15 protein-coding genes are annotated in these 17,602 nt (G+C 33.4%); 9 read left to right on the top strand and 6 right to left on the bottom strand.

Annotation, left to right across the window (positions count from 1 at the left end; genetic code table 11):
- Positions 1–40: 40 nt before the first annotated feature.
- Entirely contained in the window at positions 41–1,195 is a 1,155-nt protein-coding gene (locus tag ABJM36_RS07195; RefSeq protein WP_348450665.1) for a GNAT family N-acetyltransferase, read from the top strand.
- Between the two features lie 68 nt (positions 1,196–1,263).
- On the top strand, positions 1,264–1,476 hold the full coding sequence (locus ABJM36_RS07190) for a hypothetical protein (RefSeq protein WP_348450663.1): 213 nt from the start codon (positions 1,264–1,266) through the stop codon (positions 1,474–1,476).
- 59 nt (positions 1,477–1,535) lie between these two features.
- On the opposite strand, the gene ABJM36_RS07185 is transcribed toward ABJM36_RS07190, so the two are convergent.
- The gene (locus ABJM36_RS07185) at positions 1,536–2,459 is read right to left on the bottom strand and encodes an SPFH domain-containing protein (protein WP_348450661.1); all 924 of its coding nucleotides are present in this window, start codon (positions 2,457–2,459) and stop codon (positions 1,536–1,538) included.
- 76 nt (positions 2,460–2,535) lie between these two features.
- On the opposite strand from ABJM36_RS07185, the gene ABJM36_RS07180 reads away from it, so the two are divergent.
- Both ABJM36_RS07180 and ABJM36_RS07175 read left to right on the top strand, forming a co-directional pair.
- Positions 2,536–3,219: a hypothetical protein gene (locus ABJM36_RS07180; protein WP_348450659.1), complete on the top strand. Its 684-nt coding sequence runs from the start codon at positions 2,536–2,538 to the stop codon at positions 3,217–3,219.
- 25 nt (positions 3,220–3,244) lie between these two features.
- Positions 3,245–4,357 carry a glycoside hydrolase family protein gene (locus ABJM36_RS07175; protein ID WP_348450657.1) on the top strand — a complete coding sequence of 371 codons (1,113 nt, stop codon included), beginning with the start codon at positions 3,245–3,247 and terminating at the stop codon, positions 4,355–4,357.
- 69 nt (positions 4,358–4,426) lie between these two features.
- On the opposite strand, the gene ABJM36_RS07170 is transcribed toward ABJM36_RS07175, so the two are convergent.
- From ABJM36_RS07170 to gltX, 4 genes are all read right to left on the bottom strand, one after another.
- Positions 4,427–5,407, bottom strand: a complete 981-nt coding sequence (locus ABJM36_RS07170; RefSeq protein WP_348450655.1) for an alpha/beta hydrolase — start codon at positions 5,405–5,407, stop codon at positions 4,427–4,429.
- 97 nt (positions 5,408–5,504) lie between these two features.
- Entirely contained in the window at positions 5,505–6,251 is a 747-nt protein-coding gene (locus ABJM36_RS07165) for an SDR family oxidoreductase (protein WP_348450653.1), read from the bottom strand.
- 62 nt (positions 6,252–6,313) lie between these two features.
- On the bottom strand, positions 6,314–6,877 hold the full coding sequence (locus ABJM36_RS07160) for a TetR/AcrR family transcriptional regulator (protein WP_348450651.1): 564 nt from the start codon (positions 6,875–6,877) through the stop codon (positions 6,314–6,316).
- A gap of 109 nt (positions 6,878–6,986) precedes the next feature.
- On the bottom strand, positions 6,987–8,498 hold the full coding sequence (gene gltX / locus ABJM36_RS07155) for a glutamate--tRNA ligase (protein WP_348450649.1): 1,512 nt from the start codon (positions 8,496–8,498) through the stop codon (positions 6,987–6,989).
- Positions 8,499–8,678: 180 nt separating this feature from the next.
- Between gltX and ABJM36_RS07150 the strand changes: the two genes are divergently transcribed.
- The 5 genes from ABJM36_RS07150 (at position 8,679) to ABJM36_RS07130 (ending at position 16,320) form a co-directional block, all read left to right on the top strand.
- A complete protein-coding gene (locus tag ABJM36_RS07150; RefSeq protein ID WP_348450647.1) occupies positions 8,679–12,137 on the top strand; it encodes a hypothetical protein in 3,459 nt (1,152 codons plus the stop codon).
- The gene (gene ybeY / locus ABJM36_RS07145; RefSeq protein WP_348450645.1) at positions 12,130–12,546 is read left to right on the top strand and encodes an rRNA maturation RNase YbeY; all 417 of its coding nucleotides are present in this window, start codon (positions 12,130–12,132) and stop codon (positions 12,544–12,546) included. Before ABJM36_RS07150 ends, ybeY begins: the two co-directional genes overlap by 8 nt.
- An 86-nt stretch (positions 12,547–12,632) precedes the next feature.
- Positions 12,633–14,504: a tRNA uridine-5-carboxymethylaminomethyl(34) synthesis enzyme MnmG gene (gene mnmG / locus ABJM36_RS07140; protein ID WP_348450643.1), complete on the top strand. Its 1,872-nt coding sequence runs from the start codon at positions 12,633–12,635 to the stop codon at positions 14,502–14,504.
- A gap of 193 nt (positions 14,505–14,697) precedes the next feature.
- The gene (locus tag ABJM36_RS07135) at positions 14,698–15,543 is read left to right on the top strand and encodes a class I SAM-dependent methyltransferase (protein WP_348450641.1); all 846 of its coding nucleotides are present in this window, start codon (positions 14,698–14,700) and stop codon (positions 15,541–15,543) included.
- A 249-nt stretch (positions 15,544–15,792) separates the two neighbouring features.
- Positions 15,793–16,320, top strand: a complete 528-nt coding sequence (locus ABJM36_RS07130; protein ID WP_348450639.1) for an OmpH family outer membrane protein — start codon at positions 15,793–15,795, stop codon at positions 16,318–16,320.
- Positions 16,321–16,379: 59 nt separating this feature from the next.
- Here the strand turns inward: ABJM36_RS07130 and ABJM36_RS07125 are convergent, their stop codons facing one another.
- Positions 16,380–17,534 (bottom strand): DNA polymerase III subunit delta', encoded by a 1,155-nt coding sequence (locus tag ABJM36_RS07125; protein WP_348450637.1) that lies wholly within the window; start codon positions 17,532–17,534, stop codon positions 16,380–16,382.
- Between the last annotated feature and the right edge of the window lie 68 nt (positions 17,535–17,602).

The following is a 17,602-nucleotide window of genomic DNA, read 5'->3' as shown; positions in this document are numbered from 1 at the left end:
ATTTAAAGACTGAGGATGTTTAATTTTCAGTCTTTTTCTTTTGATAAACAATAAAATATATAGAAACGTAAGTGAACTTCCTAAAGCATGGGATGCGCTTCCTGTTGCCGACATTTTTTTAAAATCGGACTTTTTAAGTGGCCTAGAAAAATCTATGCCAACTAATATTTCTGGGTACTATGTTGGTGTTTTTAAAGATGAAAATTTAGTTGGTATTGCTGTTGTGCAGCGTGTTGAAATGTATGCTGACGATATTTTTAGAAAAAGCAGTACAAGCAGATTAAAACAGATAGGTAAGCAAATAGTTTCTAAAATTGTAAAAGGAAACGCATTGGTTGTTGGAAACCTTTTACATACCGGACAACATGGTATTTACTTTGATGCACTTAAAATTTCGCAAAGTGAATTTTTAAGGGAGTTAGAAAAAGTTTTAGAAGAAGTAACGGTTGAAATTAAGACGAAATTCAACAAAAAAATAAGAATAATTGTTTTTAAGGATTATTTCGAAACTGATAACATACATGAAGCCGTAAACTTTTTTAAATCCAACAATTTATATAAGGTGCAGGTGCAACCCAATATGGTTTTTAAAAGTGAAACCTGGAAAACCATCAATGATTACATTTCTGCCTTTAATAAAAAGTATAGAAGGCGGTATAATACGGCTAGAAAAAAGGCGATTAATTTAGAGTACAGAGAACTTGATAGTAATTACCTAAAAACGAATTCTAAGGCTGTTTTTAGCTTATATGAAACCGTTTCGGATAATGCAGGTGTTAATTCTTTTAAACTACAAGAAGATCATTTTTATCAGCTAAAACTCCATTTAAAGGATAACTTCAAGGTTTTTGGGGTTTTTTTAAATGAAGACTTAGTGGGGTTTTATTCGCTTATTATTAATGATACAGTTTTAGAAACCTATTTTCTGGGGTATAATAAAGTGCTTCAAAAGCGGTATCAAATGTATTTAAATATGTTGTTTAATATGGCTTTTTATGGTATTGAAAACCAATTTGAGACTATTGTATTCGCAAGAACTGCTATGGAAATTAAAAGTTCTATAGGCGCAAAGCCGCATACCATGCATATTTATTTAAACCACACTAACAGTTTTATTGCAAATACGGTTTTAAAATGCATTGTAAAGTATATGAATCCTATTCAGAAGTGGGAGGAAAGGAATCCTTTTAAATAATTTAATACTTCTTTAAGAGAATAATTAGTTCCTTTTTATTATATTTTAAATAGCAAAATATAATACGTATGAAACCAGAAAACACCAATATTCTTAGCGAAATATCTATCCTTACTAGAGTTATTGAAGAGCAATTTCCTGAACTCCAAAAATATTTAGATGAAGGTAGAAGTACTTTACCTCAAGGTAATTTAAAAGGCTCAATTGATAATAAAGCGTTAGAAAATTATAGAGATACTTTAAAAGATTTAATACAGAACTACGATAAAAATAAAAAGTAAATATAATTTGGGTCCAGTTAAAAAACTTAATCTTTTCAACTGAACCCGATGTTGTAAGTTTATTCTTTTTTCTTTGCTCTAGCTTCTTTCATGGCTTCACCAATTTGATTACTTGCAGCAAAACTTGCAACCATATCATTTAGCATATTACTTCCTGCTTGTGGTGCATTAGGAAGTAAAATTAAATTACTATTTGTTTCTTCTCCTAAGGATTGTAAAGTATCATAATGCTGGGTTACAACGATTAACGCAGAAGCTTCTTGACTGTTTATACCAACACGATTTAAAACCTCTACAGACTCCTCTAAACCACGAGCAATTTCACGACGTTGGTCTGCAATACCTTGCCCTTGTAAACGCTTGCTTTCTGCTTCAGCTTTTGCTTTTTCAACTATTAAAATACGTGCTGCATCACCTTCAAATTGTGCTGCTATTTTTTCACGTTCAGAAGCATTAATTCTATTCATAGCCTCTTTTACTTGAGCGTCTGGATCGATATCTGTTACTAAGGTTTTAATAATATCAAAACCATAATCAGACATGGCGTCATTAAGTTCTGCTTTTACCGCTAAAGCGATATCGTCTTTTTTAACAAATACATCATCTAATTTCATTTTAGGAACCTCGGCACGTACCACATCAAACACATAACTTGTAATTTGATCGTGCGGATAATCCAACTTATAAAAAGCATCGTACACTTTTTGGCTAATTACTTTGTATTGCACAGACACTTTAAGGCGCACAAACACATCATCCAAAGTTTTAGTTTCTATAATAACATCTAGTTGCTGAATTTTTAAACTTAATCGTCCAGCGATTCTATCTACTAATGGAATTTTAAGTTGTAATCCGGATTGACGTATACTTTGAAACTTTCCAAATCGTTCTATAATGGCGGCAGTTTGTTGTTTAACAACAAAAAAGGACGAGATTAAAACAAATAGTCCAATAATTATAAATGGGATAAATACGAAGCTCATAATGTTTTTATTAAAAGGATTAAAAAATAAGAATTACTAAATTAAGTTATATTTGTTCACTTAACACTAAATTGGCATGAAAAAAGTACAACTTTACCTATTAGTAGCATTGTCTATATGTTTTGTTACAAAAAGTTTTTCTCAACATGGGCATTATGATATTGTAAACGGAATTGGTCTTTTTGGGGGTGTTACTAAAGTTGATCTTATTACCGATAATTTTATAACGAAAGAAGGTGATGGTTTTATTGGTGGATTAAGTACCACGGCAGAAATTCCTTTTAAGTGGTATAATATGAGTTATGGCTTGCATTTTTCCGGAAGCACCGTTAGTATTTTGGGAAGACCAACAGCTACTAGTCCTATAAACGAGTTTGTAGATTATAAGCTTTTTGCTGCGCAATTGGCGCTAATGATGCACGTTAAACTGGTAGGCAGCTATGTGACTTTAGATGTAGGACCCATGTTGCAATACAATAGTCGTTTAGAATTGGAAAATCAGGACCAAGAAGGGTATTTTATTAATAATTACGATAATTTATTGGTAACCGATATTAGCAATATTTCTCAATTTAATTTGGATGGAACAGTTGGTATTACGGCAGGTTTTAAGTTTGTGAAACTTAGAGCACATTATATTTATGGTGCTACTAATCTACTAAAAAAGCTTGAAAGTGAAGATATAGATACGTCTGGTGGTTATTCTCGTTTTAAAGGGAATATGTCCATGTTATTATTTGGGGCTATGGTATCATTTTAATAATTTTATGGATTAATTTTAGAGTATGAAAAGAAGAACATTTATTGAAACAACTTTATTAGGCTCAGCTGCTTTAGCCTCAGCATCCTTATTGTCTTGTATGTCGGCAAGTCAGCCCACTGCTTTTATTGATCGTATTTTACCAGCACCAGTAGGTGGTGGTTTTCGTGATGATGATTACTGGATTTGGGGTTCCTCTGTAATAAAAGGTGAAGATGGTAAATACCATATGTTTGCCTCTAGATGGTCTAAAGATGTTGGTTTTGGTAAATGGGTTACAAACTCTGAAGTAGTACGTGCAGTAGCCGATACCCCGGTTGGGCCTTATGTGTTTCAAGAAGTAGTGCTTCCTGTTCGTGGTCCAGAGTTTTTTGATGGCATGTGCACACATAACCCGAGGATTATAAAGTATAAAGACAAATATTTATTATATCATTTTGGAACGACTTATGATTTTCCGCAGCCTTCAAAAGAACATCCAGATTTGGCACCAGGAGATTGGGATAAAGCTTGGATGAATAAGCGTATTGGTTTGGCTATTAGTGATTCTATTTTCGGACCTTGGGAGCGTTTAGATAAACCTGTGATAGAACCCCGCCCAGGGCATTGGGATGCCTCTATAACATCTAATCCTGCACCAGCCGTAGATCCTAAAACAGGAAAAATATTACTAATGTATAAGTCTTCTGTTGATAGAAAACCGCCATTATTATTAGGGGTTTCTATGGCGTCTAGCCCAAGAGGTGAATACAAACGATTGAGTGAGGATCCTGTATTCCGTTTTGAAACTCCAGGGAATGATCATATTGATGTTGAAGACCCATACATTTGGTGGGCGGGCGATCGTTATGAAGCCGTAATAAAAGATCGTTCTGGAGAAATTTGTGGTGAAGAAGGCGGAGGTATTCATGTGTGGTCTAAAGATGGTGTAAAATGGAATTTGTTCGAAAATGTAAAGGCTTACAGTCGCGATGTATTATGGGATGATGGAACCACTTCGCACCAGAATCATTTTGAACGGCCTTTTGTTTTAATTGAAGATGGAAAACCTACACATTTATTTGCAGCTGTAGGCAGTGGGCCAGAAGCTTGGAAATTTGAAAATACATGGAATATGGTTATTCCGTTAAAGCATTAAAAAGGAAATAAAAAAAGGTCTCTTAGTAGTTTTAAAACTGTTTAGGGACCTTTTTAGTGTTTATGAAATTTAATTTATTTTATTACTAGCTAAAAAGTCTAAAATTAGTTTTGCAATGTCTCTTGTTTTTTCTTCAGCAGCAAAATGACCAGCATCGAGTAAGTGTAATTTGGCATTTGGTAAATCTCTTAAATAAGCTTCAGCTCCTTTGTAATTAAATTTTAAATCTTTTTTACCCCAAGCAATTAATGTTTTTGGCTGGTTTTCTTTAAGCATATGTTGCCATTTTGGATAACGTATTAAATTGGTATTATAATCTTTAAAAAGTTGAACTTGAATTTCTCTATCTTTTTCAGAATTTAGAAATGCCAGATCGTAGGTCCAAGCATCAGGACTTTGAAAATGGATATTTGTACTGTCTAAGTCAAATAAATATTGCTTATTGATTATCGCATCCTTACTTGTTAAATTGAATAAAAAATCGTGTTTTTCTTGTGATGTGTCGGTTTGGGCTGTTCTAAAAAACTCTTGACGTTTAGGCGTTAAACCATCTAAATAAGCATTTGCATTTTGTATTATTAAAGCTTCTATGCGCTTTGGATTATGCATCATTAAGCGGTAACCAACTGGCGCGCCAAAATCTTGCATGTACAATACGTAATTATCAATTTTAAGCGCGTTTATTAGCTTTTCGGTATAACTAGCCAATAAATCAAACGTGTAAGTTGTAGTTTCAGGATCTAAATGTGTACTGTAGCCAGAGCCTAAATTATCTGGCGCAATCACATGGTAATGTGAAGCCAACATAGGAATTAGGTTTCTGTATGAATGTGAAGTTGATGGATAACCATGTAACAAAACAATGGTTGTGTTGTTTTTATTTCCTGCTTCTCTATAAAAGAGTTTTACACTATCAATGGCTATATGGTTATAGCTTGTTGCAGGCGGTAAAAAGTAAATTTTTTCCTGGTCTTTAGGGGTTCCCTCTTTGGGATGGTTACAACCTAATAACGTTAACAATGAGAGTGTAAATATGAGTAGTTTTTTCATTAAAATATTTTGGGTATTCATGTTGAATGGTTATAATAACAAATAGCGATTAGAGTTGGTACTATAACCGCTATTTGTTCTTTGAAGAAATGTGTTTTTAGTTTCTACCGGCCATAACACCACCATCGGTATCCCAAATGGCGCCTGTAACCCACGCAGCTTTGTCTGATAATAAGAACACAATACTGTTTGCAATATCTTCTGATTCACCAAAACGTCCTATAGGATGAAATCCATTAAACCCAACCAAGGCTTCTTTTGCAGCTTCTTCACCCCCAAAAACGCCGTGATAAACTGGTGTATTTACTAGTGCAGGAGACACTGCGTTTACTCGTATGTTATTATCTGCCAATTCCATGGCTAAATGTTGTGTTAACGAATGTAAACCTGCTTTTTGCATTGAATATGCGGAAGATGGTGTTGCTTTTACTGCTTGTTTTGCCCACATAGAACCTACATTTACAATAGAACCACCATTAGTGGCTTTCATTTTTTTAGCCGCAGTTTGAGTAATAAAAAAGAAGCCTCTATTTAAGTCTAAATATGAGTTATAATCTTCCATAGTGTGATCTAAAAAAGGTTTAGGTCCAAAAATACCAGAAGCATTAACGAGGTAGTCTAAATTATCCAAATCATCAATTTTGGCAATTAAAGACTCTACGTCACTAGTGCTCGATATGTTTGCTGTATGTTTAACTAGGTTAGGTGCATCTTCAATTTTATTTGTGTTTCTACCAACCACATGTACTGTAGCTCCACCTTTTAATAAGGCATTAGTTGTGGCATTACCAATTCCGCTTGTTCCTCCTATAACTAAGGCTACTTTGTTTTCAAAATTTTCCATTTTTCTTTTATTTAATTATTAATCATAGACAGACAAGTCTGTCTTTTAGTGTTTAAATTTTTTTATGTTATTATGTTATCACACAAGTTTTTGGCTTCAATAATAGGCCAATCTTCTTGGTGTAAATGACTTTCGGCAACTGCACTTTCATAAAGCAAATAAATTTGTCTAGCGAGTTTAGTTACTTGATGGTGGGGTATTTTAGTTAAATTATTTGTTATTAAATGTTCAATAAGTGAGATGAAATCTTTTTTTTGTGTTTGAATTTCATTTCTAATTATTTCATTGTCTTTTGGTATTTCTGAAACGGTTTTAATACACCAACATCCATTAAAATCCTTGTCTTGATAAAAGAGTTTAAGAAAATCGAAGATGGCTAATATTTGATCTTTACCTTCTGGTTTAGATGTGGTGAAGGTTTTAAAATCATCTAAAAAATTAATGTTTTTATGCTTTAAATACGCAAGGCAAATATCTTCTTTAGATTTAAAATGATTGTATAACGTTGCTTTAGCAATGCCAGCTTCAGCAATAATTTGATTTATTCCTGTAGAGTTATAACCATTTTTATAAAACAAAAAAGATGCAGTTTCAGTAATTCTATTTTTTACCTCGGCGTGTTTCATATTGCAAATATATAATAAAAAAACCTAAAAATAGACAAGTCTGTCTATTTTTAGGTTTTAATTAACTCGAGTGCTTTTAGTTTTTACCCTAAAGTTTTTAGCACTGCTTTTATAAAGCAGTGATCACGCCCTCAATTCGCTTTATTGTTTCCGTTTTGCCAATCATATACATAATATCAAATACATCAGGGCCTTGTAAGGCTCCAACAAGGGCTAAACGTAAAGGCATCATTACTTTTCCAAAACCGATTTCGTTACTTGTTATCCAGCCTTTTATCTCTGTTGTAAGTGTTTCTACAGTAAAGTCTGTATTAGCGTTTAAAACGGCTATTAATTGGTTCATTATATCTGCTGTACCCTCTTTTAAAGCTTTTTTAGAGGCTTTTTCATCGTAAGCAGTAGGGGCAATGAAAAAGAAATGACTTAAATCCCAAAAATCTGAGACAAAAGTGGCGCGTTCTTTTATTAAAGCGACTACCATTTCAATGTAATTAATATCCGTGTCGCCTAAGTTAGCATTGGAGTTTTTAAATGCTTCAGCTAATTCATAATTATTCTGCTCTTGCATGTAATGGTGGTTAAACCATTTCGTTTTATCTGGATCGAATCGTGCACCAGATTTGTTTACTTTTTTCAAATCGAAAGCAGCTACCAATTCTTCTAGTGTAAAAATTTCTTGTTCTGTTCCTGGGTTCCAACCTAAGAAAGCAAGGAAATTTACCATGGCATCGGCGAAATAACCATCTTCTTTATAGCCTCTTGAAATATCGTTTGTTTTTGGATCTGTCCATTGTAAGGGGAACACTGGGAAACCTAATTTGTCGCCATCGCGCTTGCTTAATTTTCCTTTTCCTGTAGGTTTTAAAATAAGTGGTAAATGTGCAAATTCTGGCGCATCCCAACCAAAAGCTTTGTAGAGTTGAAAGTGTAAGGCCAAACTAGGTAACCATTCTTCACCTCGAATAACATGCGAGATTTCCATTAAATGGTCGTCCACAATATTCGCTAAATGGTAAGTTGGCATACCATCACTTTTAAATAATACTTTGTCATCTAAAATATTAGTATCAATTTTAATATCGCCACGAATGATATCCGTTAAATGTAAAGTTTCATCTTGTGGACTTTTAAAACGAATTACGTAGTCTTCCCCAGCGTCTAATTTAGCTTTTACGTCTTCCGCACTTAGCGATAAAGAATTACTTAGTTTTAGTCTGTTGTGCCAATTGTAAATAAAAGTTTTTCCGTTGGCTTCATGGTCTTTTCTGTGGCCGTTTAGCTCTTCTGCAGTATCAAAAGCATAGTATGCATTACCAGAATGTATTAATTCTTCAGCGTAAGCTTTATAAAGTGGTTTACGCTCGCTTTGTCTGTATGGACCAAATTTTTCGTTGGTTCCTGGACCTTCATCAAAAGGCATTCCACACCAATTTAAGGCGTCAATAATGTATTGTTCTGCGCCTTCAACATATCTGTTTTGGTCGGTATCCTCAATTCTTAAAATAAAGGTTCCGTTATTTTTTTTTGCAAATAAATAATTGAATAATGCGGTACGAACTCCGCCTATATGTAATGGTCCTGTTGGGCTAGGTGCAAAACGCACACGAACGTTTTTGGTCATGTTTTGTAAATTTGTGGCAAAGATATGTATTAAGAAAGAAGACAGAAGCCCGAATACAGAAGTTTTTTGTTTTTTTAGCTAGAACCCCTTTATTAACACATAATTATAAATACCGTAAAAAATAATATTGTAGTTTAGTAAGTTGAAACACTATAATTTGTCAATGTTTTACCCCAAACCATGAGTAATTTTAATACCATACAGAACAAGTTAGAAGCATTTATTAAGCGATATTACACCAATGAATTGCTTAAGGGTGTCATTCTGTTTTTTGCCATAGGTTTACTTTATTTTTTGTTTACGCTATTTGTTGAGTATGTGTTGTGGTTAAGCACCACGGCAAGAACAATTTTGTTTTGGTTGTTTATCGTGGTGGAACTAGGCTTGCTTATTAAGTTTATTTTTATTCCGTTGGCAAAATTATTTAAGTTACAAAAAGGGATAGATTACCATGCGGCTTCCAAAATTATTGGTACTCATTTTCCGGAGGTTAATGATAAGTTGTTAAATGTATTGCAGCTTAATGAAACCGATTCTAAATCGGAGTTGTTATTAGCAAGTATCGAGCAAAAAGCTTCCGAACTTAAGCCTGTGCCTTTTAAAATGGCCGTTAATTTTAAAAAGAATTTGAGTTATTTAAAATATGCTGCAATTCCTATGGTTATTTTATTACTCACTTTTTTTACTGGAAATTTTAATTGGTTTAGTGACAGTTATAATCGTGTAGTGCATTACAAAACGGCTTATGAACCTCCTGCGCCTTTTCAGTTTTATGTTGTTAATGAGAATTTAAAAGCTGTAGAAAATACCGATTTTAAATTGCTAGTTAAAACTGCGGGCGATGTTACTCCAGAAAGTGTTCAAATTAGTTACAATAATGAAACTTATTTTTTACAGCAAAAAGGTATTGGAGAGTTTGAGTATGTGTTTACGCAGCCTAAGGAGGGGGTTACCTTTCAATTAATGGCTACTGATGTAACCTCAAAACCGTACGCTATAGAGGTTGTAGAAACGCCATCTTTATTAAGTTTTCAAATGGTTTTGGATTATCCGAATTATACCAGAAAGCAAGACGAAATTTTTAAAAGTACGGGTAATGCTTTGGTTCCTGAAGGTACTCAAATAAAATGGCAACTTAATACAAAATCCACAGATAATGTTCAGTTGTTTTCCAAAGATACCATTCAGTTTGATTCAATATCTAAAGGGGTTTTTGAGGTTTCTAAACGTTTATTTTCAAATTTTGACTACACACTCAGCACAAGCAATAAAGACTTAAAAAATTACGAGAATTTAGCTTTTAACATTGATGTAGTAAAAGATGAATATCCAGAAATAGATATTAAGGTAGAAAAAGATAGTTTGGATTTACAATCGCTGTATTTCTACGGTCAAGTTAGTGACGATTATGGCTTTAGTAAATTACAATTGATATATTATCCTGTTGAAAATGAAACTAATAAAAAGATTGAGGTTATTCCGGTTTCAAATTCTAATATTTCAGATTTTATTAGCGCATTTCCTAATAATTTAAATGTTTCTGAAGGTGTAGTTTATGAATTGTATTTTGAAGTGTTTGACAATGATAGGGTTAATAGGTTTAAGAGCGTTAAAAGTAGTGTGTTTTCATATCGTAAACGTACCGAGGCCGAGGAAGCCGACAAGAAGTTGGAGGAACAAGGGGAAACTATTAAGGATTTAAATAAGTCGTTAAAGAAATTTGATGAGCAAGAAAAAAAGTTAGAAGAATTAACAAATACCCAAAAGGAAAAGTCCGATTTAAATTTTAATGATAAAAAGAAATTAGAAAACTTTTTTAAGCGTCAGAAAGAACAAGATCAAATGATGCAAAAGTTCAATAAGAAATTAAAAGATAATTTGGAGGAATTTCAAAATGAAAACCCAAAGGAAGATCAGTTTAAAGAAGATTTAAAAGAACGCTTAAAGCAAAATGAAGAGAAGCTTAAGGAAGATGAAAGGTTATTAGATGAAATTGAAAAACTGCACGAAAAAATAAATAACGAAGATTTAATTAAAAAACTAGATGAGCTAGCGAAACAAAATAAAAATAAAAAGCGAAGTTTGGAACAGCTCCTAGAATTAACCAAACGTTTTTATGTGGAAAAAAAGTTGGAAAAACTTAATGACGATTTATCCAAATTAGCGGATAAGCAAGAAGAGTTGTCAGAAAAATCTGAGGAAGATAACACAAAGGAAAATCAGGATAAGTTAAACAAAAAGTTTGATGCTTATCAAGAGGAAATTGAGGATTTAGAAAAACAAGCTAAAGATTTGAAGAAACCAATTGATATTCCTCGAGATAAATTAGATGAGCAAGAAGTGGAAGATGAACAACAAAAGGCATCTGATGCTTTAGAGAAAAAAGAATGGGAAAAGCAAGAAGCAGAAGAGGATGCTAAAGAAGGTGCAAATGAAAAAAATAATCCTTCTGGCAAGAAAGAATCTAGTTCTGAAAAAGCTAAGAAGAGTCAAAAAAAGGCAGCTCAAAAAATGAAACAAATGAGCATGCAAATGCAAAGTGCTATGCAAGGAGGAAGTGACGATCAAATTCAGGAAGATGCAGAAATGCTTCGTCAGATTTTAGATAACTTGGTATTGTTTTCTTTTGATCAGGAAGCTGTTATGGATCAATTTAGAAGTATTGAATCTAATAATAATAAGTTTGCGTCGTATTTAAAAAAGCAACAAAATTTAAGAGAGCATTTTGAACATGTGGATGATAGTTTGTTTGCTTTATCGCTTCGTCAGCCAAAATTATCTGAAGAAGTGAATAAAGAAATTACAGAAGTTTATTATAATATTGATAAGGCTTTAGCTTTGTTGGCCGAAAATCAATTATATCAGGGTGTGGCTAGTCAACAATTCGTAGTTACGGCTGCTAATAATTTAGCAAACTTTTTAAGCGATGTTTTGGATAATATGGAGGAGAGTATGAATATGTCGGCTGGAAAAGGAGGTCAAGGCGACATGCAATTACCTGATATTATTATGAGTCAGGAGGAACTGAATAAAATGATGGAAGAAGGTATGAAGAAAGGTGATAAAGGTTCACCTAAAGATGGAGAAGGCAAGAAAGATGGAGAAGAAGGAAAAGAGGGCGACAAAGGTAAGGAAGGTGATAAGGGAAAAGAAGGTAAGGGTAAAGGCAAAGATAGAGGTGAAAATGGTGAACAAAATGGAGGAGACGGTGAAGGAGATAGCAGGGATGAAAGCAGGCTCCTTTTCGAAATCTATCAAAAACAACGGCAGTTACGACAATCATTGCAAGAACAATTGGCTAAGGAAGGTAAAAGTGGAAATGGTAATGCTCTAGTTAGAAAAATGGAGGATATAGAATTAGAGCTTTTAAATAAAGGTTTTACTCAGCAAACGCTTCAAAAAATGATGGAATTAAAACACCAGTTATTGAAGTTGGAAAACGCAACCTTTCAGCAAGGTGAAGATAACAAGCGAGAATCTGAAACTAATAAAAATAATTTCGATAATAATTCTAACAATCAAATACCTACGGCAAAACAATATTTTCAAACTACCGAAATATTAAACCGACAAGCTTTACCTTTGCAGCAAGTTTACAAAAAGAAGGTTCAAGAATATTTCAAAAAAGAGAATGATTAATTTTAATTACGAAACGGATTTTAAATTAGAAAATGAAGCGCCAATTTCGAGTTGGATTATAGATACTATTTCAGCTGAAGATTATAAGTTAGAGGAAATAAATTATGTGTTTTGTGATGATGAGTATTTACATAAATTAAATGTAGAATTCCTTAATCATGATACTTTAACAGACATTATTAGTTTTGATTATTCCGTTGGAAAAATTATACAAGGTGATATTTTTATTTCCGTAGAACGCGTTGCGGATAATGCCAGGGATTTTGGAGTTTCGTTTGATGAGGAGTTAAAGCGAGTTATCATTCATGGTGTACTTCATTATTGTGGTTATAAAGATAAAACGGATGATGACGCGAAGGTAATGCGGGATAAAGAGAATTTGTATTTAGAACGATTGGCTACCAAATAAATAATTCAGAGTATATTTGCAAACTTATTTGATGGATGTGTTCCACGTGGAACATGTGTATTTAATGATTATATAAAAGAGAGATCATGTTTAACGAAGTTTACGATGTTATAGTTGTTGGAGCAGGACATGCAGGAAGCGAAGCTGCTGCGTCTGCTGCTAATATGGGTAGTAAAACACTGCTTATTACAATGAACCTGCAAAACATTGCTCAAATGTCTTGTAATCCTGCTATGGGTGGAATTGCTAAAGGGCAAATTGTGAGAGAGATTGATGCCCTAGGTGGATATAGCGGAATTGTTTCTGATACATCTGCTATTCAATTTAAAATGCTGAACAAATCTAAAGGACCTGCCATGTGGAGTCCAAGAGTTCAAAGTGATAGAATGCGTTTTGCTGAAGATTGGAGAATGCTACTTGAGGGAACTCCTAATCTAGATTTTTATCAGGATATGGTTTCTGGATTGTTAGTGGAAAATCATAAAGTTGTTGGTGTAAAAACGTCATTAGGAATTTCAATAAAAGCGAAGTCTGTAGTCTTAACAAACGGAACTTTTTTAAATGGCTTAATTCATATTGGTGATAAAAATTTTGGTGGTGGTAGAGCAGGTGAAAGAGCAGCTACAGGAATTACAGAACAACTTGTTCAATTAGGATTTGAATCGGGAAGAATGAAAACAGGAACACCTCCACGTGTGGATGGTAGAAGTCTGGATTATTCAAAAATGGTGGAACAACCTGGGGATGCTAATCCTGAAAAGTTCTCGTATTTAGATATTACAAAACCATTAGAAAAACAGCGTTCTTGTTACATGACCTATACAAGTCTTGAGGTGCATGATTTACTTCGAGAAGGTTTTGATAGATCGCCAATGTTTAATGGTCGAATTAAAAGTTTGGGTCCGCGTTATTGTCCGTCTATAGAAGATAAGATTAATCGTTTTGCAGATAAGGATAGTCATCAATTGTTTATTGAACCGGAGGGTTGGAATACCTGCGAGGTTTATGTAAATGGCTTCTCAACATCGTTACCAGAAGATGTTCAATTTAAAGCATTGCGTTCTGTTGTTGGTTTTGAAAATGTGAAGTTCTTTAGACCGGGTTATGCTATTGAATATGATTATTTTCCGCCTACACAATTGAAGCATACATTAGAAACTAAGTTGGTTGAAGGTTTGTTTTTTGCTGGCCAAATTAATGGAACAACTGGATATGAAGAAGCCGCATCTCAAGGTTTAATGGCAGGAATAAATGCGGCTTTAAAAGTACAAGAGAAAGAGTCTTTTACTTTAAAAAGAGACGAGGCTTATATAGGTGTTTTGGTGGACGATTTAATTACAAAAGGTACAGAAGAGCCTTATCGTATGTTTACATCAAGAGCAGAATATAGAACGCTTCTAAGACAAGATAATGCAGATATTCGATTAACACCAAAAGGTTTCGAATTAGGATTAGCTTCTGAGAAACGTTTAAAACGAATGGAGGAAAAACATGATGCAGCAGAAAAGTTCGTTAGCTTTTTCGAAAATCAAAGCGTTAAGCCGGAGATTATAAACCCTATTTTGGAGTCTAAAAATTCCGCGGTTGTCAAACAATCTGGAAAGCTTTTTAAGGTGTTTGCAAGGCCTAATATTGAAATGGAAGATATTAGAAAAGTAGAAAGTGTTGAGTCTTATATACAGGAAAATAACTTGGATAGGGAAGTGATAGAGCAGGCAGAAATTCAAGTTAAATATGCGGGTTATATTGCTAAAGAAAAAAACAACGCAGATAAATTAACACGGTTAGAGTATGTTAAAATACCTGAGAATTTTGACTACTCGCAAATTAAGTCTATGAGTTTTGAGGCGCGTGAAAAGCTTAAAAAAATCCAACCAGCAACGGTTTCTCAGGCATCAAGAATTAGCGGTGTGTCTCCTAATGACATATCTGTTTTGCTGGTTTACATGGGGCGTTAATTTCATGTGTATATTGAAATTTTATAATGAATAATTTAATTTTTTTTAAACGTTCCACGTGGAACGTTTAAAGTTTTAAGTGGTTTTTTTATCATATTTGCCAAGGCAGGATTCTATTAAAGGAAATAGATTAAGGTCGCCAAAGCTTTATTTATTTTAAAAAAAAACTAATTACTAAACCATTCGAGTATTCGTGACTAAAGAAAATTTAAAGGTAAAAGACTACTCTGTTTCTGGAGAAGTATTCGAGCTTATTCAGAATTCAGAATATGGTTTTTTGGAAACAACTCCACAACCATCTTCAAATACATTGTCTGATTATTATGAAAGCGAAGATTATATTTCGCATACAGATTCTAAAAGAAATCTGTTCGAAAAAGCATATCATTTAGTTCGATCGTTTTCATTAAAAAAGAAATTAAATTTAATCAATTCATTCGCTTCCGAAGAAAAAAAACTTTTAGACATTGGGTGTGGAACAGGCGATTTTTTACAAATAGCACAACAAAACAATTGGGTCGTTTCAGGAATTGAACCCAATCCACAAGCAAGAGGAATTGCTAATAGAAAAACAAATGGATCTGTTTTTAATCTTGATCAATTATTAAAATTCAACACAAACAGTTTTGATGTTATTACGCTTTGGCATGTGTTAGAACATTTACCAAATTTAGAGGAGCAGATTGCTACCTTTAAAAAACTATTAAAACCAAAGGGTACTTTAATAATTGCGGTTCCTAATTATAAAAGTTACGACGCTCAATATTATAAAGCGTTTTGGGCTGCTTATGATGTGCCTAGGCATCTTTGGCATTTTAATAAAACATCGGTTTCAAATTTAATTTCAAAACAATCTTTTAAAGTAGATCAAGTTAAGCCTATGTGGTTTGATTCGTTTTATGTGAGTATGCTTTCAGAAAAATATAAAACAGGAAGCATGAATCCGGTTAAAGGTTTTTGGATAGGATTGCGATCAAATTTAAAAGCCTTAGGAACAAAAGAAGCTTCATCGTTAATTTATATCATAAAAAACAGCTAAAATCAATTCTTAGTTGCTTCAGCCTATTGTTGGCCGTGTGAATATCCAAATACTAGTCGATTTTCTAAAAAGCGCTTAAAACGCTTTATTTGCCCTTAAAACCAATAGAAAGTTTTTATTTTAATTTCTTTTTACCATAAAGATTCCTTATATGTTAAATTGAAAATAAATTCGCTTTATTTTAAAAGCTACTTTATTACATTTGTTCGGATTTAAAATTAACCAACAATTAACTAATTTAATAAGAAAATGAAAAACATAATTTATGTTGCCTTAGCGATGCTTGTTTTAGCATCTTGTGAAAAACCAAATAAAATTGCCTTTATAGATAACGGAACTTTAATTAACGATTTTCAAGAAAAGAAAGATGTAGAAGCAGCATTTCAGATAAAAGATGATGCTTTTAGAAAAAGAGCAGATAGTATTAGTCAAGCCTTTCAAGCAGAAGCGCAAAAGGGACAAGCGGAAGCACAACGTTTAGCTAGAAGTAATAGAAAGAAAGCTGAAGAATTAATGGGCGGCTTACAACAAAAGCAACAACAATTGCAACAGCAAATGCAAATGGAGCAACAGCAATTAACCAAAGAATTTCAAGAAGAAATTGATTCGGTTATTGTTCATGTAAAAGATTTTGTAAAAGATTACGGAAAAAAGAATGGTTATAACTACATCTTAGGAACTAGTGATGCTGCAGCTACAGTAATGTATGGTGCTGAGGAAAGTGATTTAACACAAACTATATTAGAAGCGTTAAATGCAGATTATAAAAAAGAGTAGTGTATTAAGACTAACAAATAACAAAAAGCCCTATTAAATTATTTAATAGGGCTTTTTGTTTACTCCGGTTTCTTATGTAATAACCTAGTTAATTTAATAGATAAATCGGTCAATATAATTTTAGAATTTCCATTACGTTCAATATGGTAAATAGCATCTTGTAGTTCGTTGCTAATATCCATAATGTTATTGCCGTGCACAAAAGGCGCAAAATTTTCAAGCTTAAACTTCTCGGTTTTAGGTTCAAAAAACACCAAATCTGTGGCGTTATAATTCATCAATAAAGCCTGACGAAAAAAGTCTATACAAAAGTTTAAAAACTGCTTTTGGGTTTCTCGTCCTGTTCTAGCAATATCCTCGCTCCAAGAAATTAAATCGTGTATGGCTGCCTTATTGCCTTTGGCTTTAAAAGCGCTACGAATCCAGAAAATAAACCAAGTTTCAAATTGTGCGTCTTCGGTATCCTGATACACCAAATCGCAAGCTTTATTATAATTTCCGTTCGACTGATGTGCAATCTTTGTGGCATCACTTGCATTTAGATTGTATTCTTTAATTAAAGCTGTTTTAATAACATCTTCAGCCAACGGCGGAAAATGTAATATCTGGCAACGCGATTTAATGGTGTTTATTATTTGCTCTTCGTCTTCTGCAATAAGTAAAAAGATAGTTTTATTTGGTGGCTCTTCAATTAGTTTTAAAAGTTTATTGGCACAAGAAGTATTCATTTTTTCGGCCATCCAAATGAGCATCACCTTATAGCCGCCTTCGTATGATTTTAGTGTAAGTGATTTTACGATTTCATGCGCTTCCTCAACACCAATTTGCCCCTGTTTATTATCAACACCAAGTAATTTATACCAGTCAAAAAGGTTTCCGTAAGGTTGTTGGTCTAAAAGCTGGCGCCACTCTTCCATGTAGAAACTAGACACCGGTTTGCTTTTAACCTTATCGCTAGTAGTTACCGGAAAAGCAAAATGCAAATCGGGGTGCGAAAAGTTATTAAACTTTAAATTACAAGATTCGTTTCCGGTAGTATTTTCACCACCAGAATTTGAACATAAAATGTACTGCGCATAGGCTAGTGCCATGGGTAAAGTGCCAGAGCCTTCTTTACCAACAAACAATTGGGCATGTGGCAATCTGCCGTTATCAACACTCTGCGTGAGGTGGTTTTTAATATGATCTTGTCCTAAAATATCTTTAAAAAGCATAAAGGCAAAAGTAAATGAATTTTATCAGATGTTAAACATTAACAAACCAGTAAAATTTTATAGATTTT

The sequence above is a fragment of the Algibacter sp. genome (assembly GCF_039977455.1).
Taxonomy (GTDB): Bacteria; Bacteroidota; Bacteroidia; order Flavobacteriales; family Flavobacteriaceae; genus Algibacter_B.
Note: the sequence above shows the minus strand (reverse complement) of the source record. Positions and strands in the feature narration are given on the sequence as shown.

What these genes read in the sequence shown, in the direction of transcription:
- ABJM36_RS07190 (WP_348450663.1), top strand. Translation starts at nt 1,264, where the DNA reads ATGAAACCAGAAAACACCAATATTCTTAGCGAAATATCTATCCTTACT.
- ABJM36_RS07185 (WP_348450661.1), bottom strand. Translation starts at nt 2,459, where the DNA reads ATGAGCTTCGTATTTATCCCATTTATAATTATTGGACTATTTGTTTTA.
- ABJM36_RS07180 (WP_348450659.1), top strand. Translation starts at nt 2,536, where the DNA reads ATGAAAAAAGTACAACTTTACCTATTAGTAGCATTGTCTATATGTTTT.
- ABJM36_RS07175 (WP_348450657.1), top strand. Translation starts at nt 3,245, where the DNA reads ATGAAAAGAAGAACATTTATTGAAACAACTTTATTAGGCTCAGCTGCT.
- ABJM36_RS07170 (WP_348450655.1), bottom strand. Translation starts at nt 5,407, where the DNA reads ATGAAAAAACTACTCATATTTACACTCTCATTGTTAACGTTATTAGGT.
- ABJM36_RS07165 (WP_348450653.1), bottom strand. Translation starts at nt 6,251, where the DNA reads ATGGAAAATTTTGAAAACAAAGTAGCCTTAGTTATAGGAGGAACAAGC.
- ABJM36_RS07160 (WP_348450651.1), bottom strand. Translation starts at nt 6,877, where the DNA reads ATGAAACACGCCGAGGTAAAAAATAGAATTACTGAAACTGCATCTTTT.
- gltX (WP_348450649.1), bottom strand. Translation starts at nt 8,498, where the DNA reads ATGACCAAAAACGTTCGTGTGCGTTTTGCACCTAGCCCAACAGGACCA.
- ABJM36_RS07150 (WP_348450647.1), top strand. Translation starts at nt 8,679, where the DNA reads ATGAGTAATTTTAATACCATACAGAACAAGTTAGAAGCATTTATTAAG.
- ybeY (WP_348450645.1), top strand. Translation starts at nt 12,130, where the DNA reads ATGATTAATTTTAATTACGAAACGGATTTTAAATTAGAAAATGAAGCG.
- mnmG (WP_348450643.1), top strand. Translation starts at nt 12,633, where the DNA reads ATGTTTAACGAAGTTTACGATGTTATAGTTGTTGGAGCAGGACATGCA.
- ABJM36_RS07130 (WP_348450639.1), top strand. Translation starts at nt 15,793, where the DNA reads ATGAAAAACATAATTTATGTTGCCTTAGCGATGCTTGTTTTAGCATCT.
- ABJM36_RS07125 (WP_348450637.1), bottom strand. Translation starts at nt 17,534, where the DNA reads ATGCTTTTTAAAGATATTTTAGGACAAGATCATATTAAAAACCACCTC.